At 62.0% G+C, this 4,707-nt stretch carries 2 protein-coding genes; both read right to left on the reverse strand.

Annotated elements, in window-relative coordinates; all coding sequences use genetic code 11:
- Positions 1-54 precede the first annotated feature (54 nt).
- Positions 55-1,419, reverse strand: coding sequence for a hypothetical protein (locus Q1K23_RS07100; protein ID WP_300363451.1), 1,365 nt, complete (start codon positions 1,417-1,419; stop codon positions 55-57).
- Positions 1,416-4,707 (reverse strand): BadF/BadG/BcrA/BcrD ATPase family protein (locus Q1K23_RS07105; RefSeq protein WP_300363452.1); only part of this gene is annotated, 3,292 nt, incomplete at its 5' end. The genes Q1K23_RS07100 and Q1K23_RS07105, both read right to left, overlap by 4 nt.

Below are 4,707 nucleotides of genomic sequence, written 5' to 3' on the forward strand. Positions count from 1 at the left end.
ATGAAAAAATAATTGATTACGCTCGTCTATTTTTTCTCTGTCGGCGGTCGGTTTTTATGTTTTGATTTTGAAGAGTACCATCTGGATACGGGAGTAGAAGTTGACAGCACCCTCTCCGGAGGTTTCGACGGCCAGAAAAGGGAGGTTCGGATAGCGGGCGGTCACGAGGGACTGGATGCCGTCGCTGACGGCCGAAGAGGGCATGCAGCCGAACGGTTTGACGCTGATAACCAGGTCGGCGCACCCTTTTTCGGCGCACTCGATGAAGTGGCCCACCTCCATGTGCCCTTCACCGCCGGTAGCGTCGAGGGTATACCACGGGGCGGCCAGTCTCGCCAGACGGTCCACATCGGGCAGGCGGTAGCCTTTCAGCCCCAGGGCCGCGGCGTAGAGGCTCCACTGCGCCTTCAGGCCGAATCGGCCCAGACGGTTGAGCAGATAGCGTTTCAGCGGCTCCGGATCCAGAAACGGGCCCTCCCCGGGAAGATGCGAGCGTTTGGCCGCTTCGTGTTTCGCTTCCCAGATATTGACGAGCAGGCGGGCGGTGACGGGCTGCGTCATCACTTCGCACCCCTCCTCTTCCAGAAACCGGAAAAGGCGGTAGTTGCCCTCACCTTCGGTCATGGCGGCCCAGAACTCTCCGATCACCATCACTCTGGGCCGTCTTTTCGTCCCATCGAGCCTCACGCCGTCTAAAATCTTTCTGCAGCGGCAGAGGGCGGGAAGCAGCGCTCCGCCCGACTCCAGCGCTTCGGCCGCCACGGCCCGGCATCTTCGCAGCGCTTCGTCGACGCTCCCTTTTTCGGTTTCGTACGGGCGCATTTGAAATCCCCGCAGCGTCAGGATGTCGCCGACGACAATGGCGCGCAGCAGTGTCAGGAAAAAACGGGGCGAAAAGAGAAACCCCTCGTTCTCGCCCGACCTCTGGAAAATGCTTCCGGTATGGTCGAACTCGAAAACCCTGAATCCTTCGAATCCGGCGTCTCTCAGGGCTTTGCGGTATTCGGTCACATACATTCCGAATCGGCAGGGGCCGCATCCGCCGGCGGTGACGAAACAGTACTCTTTCAGGATGCGTTCGGTGGGGATACCCTCCTCGTCTCTGAGTCTCACGAGATGGTTGACCAGGTTGCCGACGGTGAAGTAGGTCGGGTTGCACTGCCCTCTGTTTCCGTAGGCTTTGCCCGTTTGGAATGCCTTCAGGTCCGGCTGCGGAAGCGCCGCGAAATTCTCTCCCAGTGACCGGAGCGCGGCCATGACGAGCGAATCGCGCAGTGGCGTGAGCCCTCCGAAGAGGATCGTGGTTTTGCCTCTTTCGAAGGGCCTGTTTTTGTTTTCCCGCCACTGTGTGGGCTTGCGGCCCAGATATCCCAGAATTCCGTCTGGGCGAAAAGGCCGGCAGTCGGGGCAGCCGCTCATGCCGTCACCTTCTCTTTCACCGCTGTTTTCCGGGCTTCGAGGGCTCTTTCGTACTCTTCGAGTGCGTAAGCGAAGGTCTGTACCCTGATCTTTATGGAACCCCCCGGTTTGTTGGCGTCGATGTCGTGCAGCGTCAGATGGGGCGTGCGGCTGGCGCCGAGAATTTTGTCGACGATGGCATAGGTCGGCGCGTCGTGGCCGCATTTGAAACTGCTCAGGTCCACCACGGCGATGTTGGGGTGGCGCGCGGCGAATTTGGCGGCCCAAACCTTCTGGGCGGAGTTGACCGAAAAGTTTTCGGGCCACACGTCGCGAATATCGAAGACATCGGCGATATGCCCAGCGGCGATGTCGTCCGCGAACCAGCGATAGAGCCATACGGGATCCTTCGGCAGGGCCCGCATGGAGAGGACCGGATACCCCAGAGACTGGAACATGGCGGGAATGTCGTGGTGCAGCCCCGGGTCGGCATGGTAGGGGCGTCCCAGCAGCAGCACCGCCACTTTCCCCTCCGCTTCGGCCTCTTCGAGGATGCGGCGGCCTTCGGCTTCCATCCGTTCGTCGAAACGGCGCAGCGCTTCGGTCGCCTTTGCGGCCGCCCAGTCGCTCTCGTCCCGTGTCAGGCCCAGCCGCTCTCCCCAGGTTGCGAAAAGCTGCTTCGCCAGAAGTTCCGGTTCGGCGAAATCGAGGGGACCGTCGACGAACGCCACCCCCCTCTCGGCGAAGATGTCGCGCTCCTTGACCAGGGCGCTGCAGACCACTTTCGGCGTGCCGGTGACGACCGGGCAGGCGGCATGGCCTCTCGTATGGGTGACCGGCGAAGGAAGAGAGACGACGGCCGGAAACCAGATATGGGTGACACCCCGGTGCGTGAATTTGGAGCTGTGCAGCAGCGACCAGACGTGTGCCAGCGCCGCCTTGGCCGGAAAACAGGCGTCCACCGATCCCCGCTTCGCCCCCTCCAGGTAGAGTTTTTCGCTGGTGGTATCGGAAAAGAGAATATTTTCGCCGGGGATGCCGAGCAGTTCCAGATAGGCGCGCATCAGCGGCGCCGCGCTGTAGAGGTTGAGCACCCTGGGTATCGCCACCACCACCGATCGACGGGCCGTCGAAACCGACGAAGGAGATCGCCGAAACCGTTTGAGCGAACGCCACCGAAGCACGGGAGACCAGACGGTGCCAAAGAGCGGAAGGGTCCGGCACACCGTCACGGGCGTACCATCTTCGGGCATTTCGGGCAGATCCTCCGGCGATGCGAACAGGCGCCGGCTCTCTGCTTCGACGAGATTCGGCACACGCCGCTGCAGCGCCCTGCGGGAGGCTTTGAGGGCTTTCAGGGCTTCGGGCGATTCGGCGGTGCCGTTTTCGCAGGCGAACCCGGCGATGTAGCGCACCGTTTTTTCACCCGGTATGGCCGTATCGATGAAAGTACGGGAACAGTGAACGGGGCAGAACCTGCAACGGGTTTTCTCGTCGGTACGGGTGGTGTAACGCAGTTCCAACGCCCTTTTCAGGCCGACGAAAGTGCTCTCTCCCCTCCGGGCGACCCGGCTCTTTGCCTCGATGGCGGCCCCGTGGGCGCCCGCCTCGGCACAATGGGGATGCAAAAACACCTCCGCTTCCGGCACTTTCGACTTTATGTAGTCCACCTGCGCTTTGAGCGCGGCAAGGTTGCGCTGGGTGCCGCCCTGCAGGACGAATCGGCGTCCCAGCAGCGAAAGTTCGGCGCTCTGGACCACATACTGCCAGATGTTTTTGGGCAGCACTTTCGCAATGCCGGCGAAAAGCTCCTCTTTGGTGTATCCCTCTTTCTGGAAGTTGACCCGGTCGGTATCGAGAAAGACGGCGCATCCATAGTTGAAACGGGGCGTCTGTCGGGCGCGAAACGCCGTTTCGGCGAACTCCTCCATCGCCACGCCGAACTGCCTGGCCATGCTCTGCAACAGCATGCCGTTGCCGGCGCTGCACTGATTGGAGAGGCGAAAATTCTTGAGCATGCCGTTTTCGAGAAAGAGCACCTTGATATCCTGCCCGCCCACGTCACAGATGACGTCGATACCATCGCCGAAGAGCGCTTGGGCGCTCTTCATGTGGGCCACCGTCTCGATAATCGCGGCGTCGGCTCTCAAAGCCCCGTTCAGCACCTCCGCGGCGTAGCCCGTCACCCCGAGCCCCGCGATTCGCAGCATGCCTTGCGGATCGAACGCTTCGATTTCGCGAAGCAGTCCGAGAGTGTCCTCGATGGGATTGCCTTTCGAGAGGCGGTAGGCCTTGAAAACGATCTTCCCGTCGTCGTCCATCAGCACCGCTTTGGAGCTGGTGGAGCCGCCGTCGATTCCCAGCCAGCAGCGTACGGGATGCCTTGGCGGCGCATAGGCCGCATCGGGCAGGGCATAGCGTTTTTTGAAAGCCGCCAGCTCCGCTTCGTTCTTTACGAGCGGCCCGTCGCTGCCGGGTCGCCGCCCCGCGGATCGGGTGGCCACCAGATTTCGCAGCGGCTCCAGCCCGCGAAACACACCTTCGCCACTTCTGGTCTCTCCGAACAGAACGGCGCCGTACGCCGCGTAGTATTCGGCGTTTTCCGGTACCAGTACCAGCTCCTCCAGCCCGCTTTCGTCAAACACGATATCCCGCTCGCGCCACAACTCGGCGATACGGTGGCGCCAGCACTGCTGCAGGAAAGGCAGGCGCGCGTTGGGGCCGCCAAGCAGCAGCAGGCGCGGGCGCAGCGTATGGCCTCGGGTGAGCACCGTCAGGTTCTGCATGACGATGGCGTCGGCCAGGGAGTTCATGATCTCGTCGGCGGGCACCGAGCTTTTGAGGAGGTTGACGATGTCGGTTTCGGCGAAAACGCCGCATTTGGCCGCGACACGATGGAGTTTCGTCGGGTCGTAGCGGAGTTTCACGAGCGCTTCGTGGTCCATCCCCACTTTCAGCGTGCACTTTTCGATCGTGGCACCCGTCCCCGAGGCGCACTTGTCGTTCATGGCGGTCAGCACGCTGCGCCGGCCGTCCCCGTTCTCTCTAAAATGGATGATCTTGGCATCCTGCCCGCCCAGCTCGACGATACTGCGCACATCCGGATGAAGCCGCTCCGCCGCCAGGACCACGGCGTTGACCTCCTGTACGAAACAGGCACCCAGGGGTTCGGCCAGGGGCATCGCCCCCGAACCGGTGACGAAAACCTTTCCGATGTTTGCAAACCGCTTCCCCTCGGCGGATTCCAGCGATTCGAGAAGTTCCAGCAGGGTCGGCGCCTGGCGGGTTTCGTGCGGTACATACGCCTTC

The sequence above is a fragment of the Hydrogenimonas sp. genome (assembly GCF_029933015.1).
Classification (GTDB): domain Bacteria; phylum Campylobacterota; class Campylobacteria; order Campylobacterales; family Hydrogenimonadaceae; genus Hydrogenimonas.

Coding starts and splice junctions, on each gene's coding strand:
- Q1K23_RS07100 (WP_300363451.1), bottom strand. CDS start 1,419: ATGAGCGGCTGCCCCGACTGCCGGCCTTTTCGCCCAGACGGAATTCTG.